General features: G+C 63.5%; 3 protein-coding genes and 1 pseudogene. All 4 read right to left on the reverse strand.

Annotated elements, in window-relative coordinates:
* A pseudogene (locus BLX41_RS35180) lies at positions 1-1,195 on the reverse strand (HAF repeat-containing protein); the annotation flags it as partial.
* Between the two features lie 399 nt (positions 1,196-1,594).
* Positions 1,595-2,215, reverse strand: coding sequence for a glutathione S-transferase (locus BLX41_RS12405; RefSeq protein ID WP_123725105.1), 621 nt, complete (start codon positions 2,213-2,215; stop codon positions 1,595-1,597).
* Positions 2,212-5,856, reverse strand: coding sequence for an AAA family ATPase (locus tag BLX41_RS12410; RefSeq protein WP_123725106.1), 3,645 nt, complete (start codon positions 5,854-5,856; stop codon positions 2,212-2,214). The genes BLX41_RS12405 and BLX41_RS12410 overlap by 4 nt, the downstream gene beginning before the upstream one ends.
* A partial coding sequence (locus tag BLX41_RS35185; protein ID WP_259744769.1) for an exonuclease SbcCD subunit D C-terminal domain-containing protein occupies positions 5,853-6,425 on the reverse strand: 573 nt, incomplete at its 5' end. The genes BLX41_RS35185 and BLX41_RS12410, both read right to left, overlap by 4 nt.

The following is a 6,425-nucleotide window of genomic DNA, read 5'->3' on the forward strand; positions in this document are numbered from 1 at the left end:
GAGTCAGACTCATGCTGGTCTGCCTGGCCACGCCGTTGCGGCTGTAGCTTGGGCCTACACCGATACAGAACGAGCCACTGTCGATCTGGCATTCCTGGCTCATCAATCGAGCCAGTTGTTCGCTGCGCAAATCGAGCATCCCCCAGGCCCGATTGGCGTTCTTGGCCATGGCGGTGCGGGTGTTGTCCAGGTCGACAAGGTGGGAACCTGTTTCGGTGATTTTCCATAGCGCGGCGTGCGTGGCACCTTCGCCCGTAAGGCTGATACCCACGACAACATTGCCGTCAGCGGAGACGCCGGTCGCTGATGACGTTCCACCACCCAGGGTGCCCAGGTCGACCATGCCGCTGGCATCGGTGTGCCGGAATGCATGGGGATCGCCAGTGGCCGTCGCAGCTGTACCCACGACGACGCGACCGTCGGCAGAAGCGCCATAAGCAAAGGAAGGGCCACCCCAGGAACCCAGGCCGACCATGCCGGTGGTGTCAGAGTGTTTGAACGCTTGAGTGTCGCCTGTAGCTGTCTGGGCCGCTCCCACGACAACATGGCCGTCAGCGGAGATGCCGAATGCCAGTGAGGTTTGCCCTCCCAGGGTGCCCAGATCGATCATGCCGCTCGCGTCGGTGTGCTTGAAGGCGTGTTTCAGGCCTGTGCTGGATTCGATATCAGCGTATCCCGCGACGATGCTGCCGTCCGCGGACACGGCGGTGGCAAAGGAGTGGCCGCTGTTATCCGCCTTCAGGGTGCCCAGATCGATCATGCCCATCGCATCGGTGTGTTTGAACGCACGATAGTTGCCGTTGGTTGCAGACGAATAGCCTACGACAACGGAGCCGTTAGCGGAGACGCCCGTGGCCTGTGAGCTAAGTCCCCCCAAGGTACCCAGGTCGATCATGCCGGTTGCATCGGTGTGCTTGAAGGCGTGAGCGTAGTTACTGGAGACGCCGGCGGATCCCACGACCACCTTGCCGTCAGCGGATACGGCCTTGGCATAGGATTGATTGCCCCCCAGTGTGCCCAGATTGACCATGCCGGTCGCATCGCTGTACTTGAACGCATATTGATTGCCGTTCGCGAACGCAGTGCCGACGATGAAACTGCCGTCAGCCGATACACCGTAGGCGACGGAGTCATCAACGCCCAAAGAACTCAGGTCGATAGTAAGGTCGGCACAGGACTGTGCTGAATAAATCATTCCATAGATCAGTGTTAGTGCGGCTGTAGCAAAAGGCGATTTCAATGTAATGAACCTGGCGATAAAGGAGCTGATTACAGCGGTCTGAATAATGGAAGTTTTTATGGGCGAGCAGGCTATTGCCGGGATAAAGGCTTGGTTTACGCAGCGATGAGGGCGTGATGCCAGGCTGGCTTGGGGTTTGGGGCCGGGCGGGGCGCGATGGCGTGAGTCGAAGTTGTCTTGCTTACATGCGGGTAGTAACTGGGCGTTTAACTAATTGCTGTGCTGGATATGAACTTGATGTGTCGGGTTAGTTTAGTTGTTAGTTGCGGGGGAGGTCTTTAGGAAAATTCTGAAAGCCTGTTGTTTCGGCAGCTCAATCTATTTGAGGCTGCCGATACGCGCATCTTGTGAAAGTTATTGTTTGGCCATGACTGCCAGGAACAATTCTGATTCGAGCCGCTCCTGCAACCACTCCTGCAAGGCGCGATAAGGCGTCTGCGTAAACCACTCCCGGTCCACATGGGCAAACTGGCGAACAAACGGCAGCAGGGCCATGTCCGCCAGGCTCGGATGCGCTGCCAGCAGATAGCGTCGCTCTTGCAGCAGGCTATCCAGTTGCGCCAGAAACACTTCCCCCTGGGCCCGGTAGTGCTCCATGGGCGCTTCGGGATAACGCTCGGCGTACTTGTAGCGATTGAGGTGCACCTTGAACACTTGATCGGTCTCGGCAATCAAGGCCGCCATCTGCGTCTGGGCCTCGGGGGCGCCCATGAGCCGCCAGTTGTCCGGATCATGCTGGTCCAGCGCCCAGTGCATGATCTCCAGGCTTTCATCGATCACCCGATCCTCCACCGCCAGTACCGGCACCGTGCCCTTGGCCGACAGCGCGAGCATCTCGGCCGGCTTGGCCTTGAGGCTGACTTCGACAATCCGCAATGGTACCCCGGCATAGCGCAGGGCCAGGCGCGCGCGCATGGCGTAAGGGCAGCGGCGGAAGGAGTAGAGGGTCGCCCCGGGCGTTGGCAGGTTGCTCATTTCACCTCCAGGGTGCTCAGGCCATTGCCCTGGCGGCTGACCTTGATCTGCACCGGAATCCGTTCGTGCATTTCCTGCACGTGGGAGATCACCGCCACCTTGCGGCCCTGGGCCTGCAGGCCGTCCAGGGCGTCCATGGCCAGTTGCAGGGACTCGGGGTCGAGGCTGCCGAAGCCTTCGTCGATAAACAGTGACTCGATCTTCAGCGTACTGGACGCCATGGACGCCAGCCCCAGGGCCAGGGCCAGGGACACCAGGAAGGTCTCGCCGCCGGACAGCGAGTGCACCGAGCGCAGCTCGTCGCCCATTTCGGTGTCCAGCACCAGCAGGCCGAGCATGCTGCCGCCGCGCTTGAGGCGGTAGCGCCGCACCAGTTGGCGCAGTTGGGCGTTGGCGTGGTGCACCAGCAGGTCGAGGTTGTAGGCCTGGGCGATCTTGCGGAAGGTGTCGCCGGTGGCCGAGCCGATCAGGGCATTCAGACGGGCCCAGCGCTGCCATTCGTTGTAGGCCTCGTTGATCCGCTGGCCCAGGGCCTGGTTGGCGTCCTGGCGGCGCTGGTCGTCGGCCTGTTGCGCCCGCAGTTCGGCCACTTGCTGTTCGCTTGCAAGGGCTTGTTGTTGCAGCTCTTCAAGGGCCTGGAGCAGTTGTCCGGCTTCCAGGTTGCCGTTGTGCTGGGCCTGGTGCTGTTCCAGGCGCTGCTGACGCTCCTGGAGCAGGACCCTGGCTTGTTCGATGGCCTTGTCGTTGGCCTGCAGGCGCTGGCGCAGGTGCGCAACGTCGGTGTCATCCAGTTCCAGCAACTGTTGCAGCCCGGCGTCATCCAGTTCCGGGTGCTGGGCGCGCCATTGTTCGATGCTGCCGGCCAGTTGCTGCTGTTCGCTTTCCAGGGTCTGCAGACGCTCTTGCCGGGCCTTGAGCTCGGCGCTCAGTTGGATCAGTTGCTGCTGTAGCGACTGCTGGTCCTGCTGGGCCTTGGCCTGGACGGTGCGGGCCTGTTCCACGGCATGATCGAGCTGTTGTTGCCAGAGTTCGGCGCTAGGGTGCGATCCCAGCAGGGCGGTCAGCCGGTCCTGGCAGGCCTGCTGCTGTTGGCTCAGGGCGTCGAGTTGCTGCTGGGCGTCGCTCAGTTGCTGCTGGCGGGTCAGTTGGCGGTCCTGTTCCTTCTCCAGCAGCAGTTGGCGCTGTTGTTGTTCTTCGGTTTCGTCCTGACGCTCGCGCAGCTGTTCGATACGTTGCAGGACCTGTTGGTCCAGCTGCATGAAGGTGCTGGCCGGGTCGCGGCGCAGGCCTTCGAGCACCTCGGCCGGCAGCAGGTTGTTGAAGCTGGCCAGTTCTTCTGCGAGACGCTGCTGGTCGGCGGCCAATTGCTCCTGCTGCTTGTGCAGATGCTGGGCCGCCTGCTGGCTGGCTTCGACTGCTTGCTGCAACTGCTGCTGCAGGCGCGTGGCGTCCTTTTGCAGGGTCAGCAAGGCATCCAGGCGGCTTTCGTCCTGGGTGATGCTCTGTTGCAACTGCTCCAGTTGCTGGCGTAGCCAGGCATCGCGTCGAGCCGGGTCCTGGTCCAGCAGGCTGGCACTCTGCGGATGCGCTTGCAGGCTGGGGGCCAGAGCCTGTTGCTGGCTGGCCAGTTGTTCCTGTTGCTGGAGGAATTCCTTCTGCTGGGCGATCAGGCCCTGGACCTGGGCCCGCAGCTCGTTGAGCTGCTCCTTGAGGCTGTCCACCGCCTGGCGGGCGTTGGCTTCTTCGCTTTCGTCATGGCGCCCCAGGCTTTGCAGCAGGGCTTCGGGCTGGTGATAGGGGTGCTCGACGCTGCCGCACACCGGGCAGGGCTGATCGTCCTGCAACTGCCCGCGCAGTTCCTCGACACTGGCACTGCGGGCCAGCCGCTGGCGCTCCAGCAAGGCCTGGGTGACGCTCAGGGTCTGCTCGGCGACGCTCAGTTCGGCCTTGGCTTGCAGGCCGGCCTTGTTCAGCGCTTCGCGTTGAGCGGCCACGGCCTGTTGCTTGTCTTGCAGTGCCTGGCCGCGCTGGTCCAGTTCCTGTTGCTGGGCCCAGAGTCGTGCCAGCTCTTCGGTGGCCCGTTGTTGCTTGCGGTTGTCCTTGAGCAGGCCGTCCAGCAGTTGGATCTGCTCGGCCACGGCCTGGGGTTCGGCACCGGCTTCGCTGTAGAGCAATTCGAGGTGGCTGCGTTGTTCGGCCAGTTGCTGAGCCGCGGTGCCGGCTCGCTGTTCCAGGGCCGGCAGTTCGGCCTGGCCCTGGTTCAGACGGTTGCCGATCAGCATCAGTTGCTGCAGGCGTTCGCGGTAGAGCGTCCAGGCTTCGCTCAACGGGGCGAGGGCGGCGCTGTGCGCCAACTGCCCGGCAATCCGCTCCAGGCGTTCACCCACCAGACGCTGCTTCTCCAACAGTTCCTGGATGCTTTGCTGGCCTTCGGCACTGGCACTTTGCGCACGGTCACGTGTTTCGCCGGCGTCGTTCAGGCTCTGGCCAAGACGACTCAGGTTGCCCTGTTCGGCAAAGGCTTCGCGCAGCAGCGGGACGCTGTCGCTGTGCTGGCTCTGGGCCTGGGTCAGGGCGCTGCCGGCGTCGAGCACTTGCTGTTGCAGCTGTTGGTGACGTTGTTGCAGCTCAAGCTGTTGCGCGGCCTGCTGCTCGATCTGTTGGCGCAGGGGCTCCAGGGCTTGGTGCAGCTCGATCTGGCGCAGGAACTGGTGACGCTGCGGCGCCAACTGCTCCAGCCGTTGCAGGCGCAGGCGCTCCGGGGCCAGGGTCAGGGCTTGCTGCTCGGCCTGTTGCAACTGCTCGGCGGCTTCTTGCTGCGCCTCCTGCCATTGGCGCAATTCCTTGAGCCAGCTGTGCTGGGCTTCCAGTTGCTTGAGCTGGGCCTGCTGGGTCTTGAGCTGTTGCTGGGCGTCGTTGAAGCGTTGATCCAGTTCGGCCCGGGCCTCGGGCTCCAGGGGCACGATGCCGCTGGCCTGGGCCTTGAGTTCCTTGTGGACCTCTTCGGCTTCCTTGCTCTTGCTGTAGGCGCGGCGCCCCAGCTGGCTGTAGATCGCGGTGTTGGTGAGCTTTTCCAGCAGCTCGCTGCGCTCTTTGTCGTCGGCCTTGAGGAAGGCGCTGAACTCGCTTTGGGCCAGCATCACCGCCCGGGTGAACTGCTCGAAATTCAGCCCCAGCCGGGCTTCGATCAGCTGCTTGTATTCGCTCTTGCTCTGGTTGCTCAGCAGTTGTTCGCTGTCCAGGTCGGTGAGGTTCTGCCGGCTGCCTTGCAGCTTGCCGTTGGCCTTGTCCCGGGCACGGTTGGCTTCCCAGCGGGCGCGGTAACGGCGACCGTCGATGCCGACAAAGTCCACCTCGGCATAACCGCTGCCGGTGCCCCGGCGCAGCAGGGTGCGTGGGTCGCTGGTGAGGATCTCGCTGTCGACTTCCGGGACCTTGGTCTCGCGGCCGATATTGTTCAGCCGCGGCACGGCGCCGAACAACGCCAGGCACAGGGCGTCCAGCAGGGTGCTCTTGCCGGCGCCGGTGGGCCCGGTAATGGCGAACAGCCCGGCGCTGGCCAGGGGTTCTGCGGTGAAGTCGATCTCGAACGGGCCGGCCAGGGAGGCCAGGTTCTTCAGGCGGATGGCCAGGATCTTCATGGCTGTTCACCTTCTTGCTGGACGTCCTGCAACAGCAGGGCGAAATCCTTGAGGGTGGCTTCGTCCACCTCGTTGGCGTAGGCGTCGCGCCAGGCCCGGCGGAACAGTTCTTCGGGGCTCAGTTGATCCAGTTCGATCAGTTCGGCGCCGCTGTCTTCACCGTCGCGGCCGCCATTGCCGGCGTATTCGGCGGCAATCCGTACCAGACGCACGGCCTTGCCTTGCAGGGCGCTTTCCACTTGCTGGCGCAGGTCCGGTTGCGGTTCGTCCAGGCGTACCCGCACTTCCAGCCAGGGCTGGCGCTGTTCTTCGGCCAGCAGGTCGATGTCCGGCAGCTCGCCGAGCTGGGTCAGGATGTCCCCCAGGGGCGCCGGGCCCAGGCGCTGCAGGTTGACCGCCCGGGGAATCAGCCGCGGTTCGACGCTGACCAGGGCCTCGCCGTCCAGGCGCACGTCGAGGATCTGGTGCGGGTAGCCGATCTCGGAAAACGACAGGGGAATCGGCGAGCCGCTGTAGCGGATGCGTTCCTCGCCATTGACCTTCTGCGGCTTTTGCAGGGGCCCCCGGGC

The organism is Pseudomonas protegens (assembly GCF_003732485.1).
GTDB lineage: Bacteria > Pseudomonadota > Gammaproteobacteria > Pseudomonadales > Pseudomonadaceae > Aquipseudomonas > Aquipseudomonas protegens_B.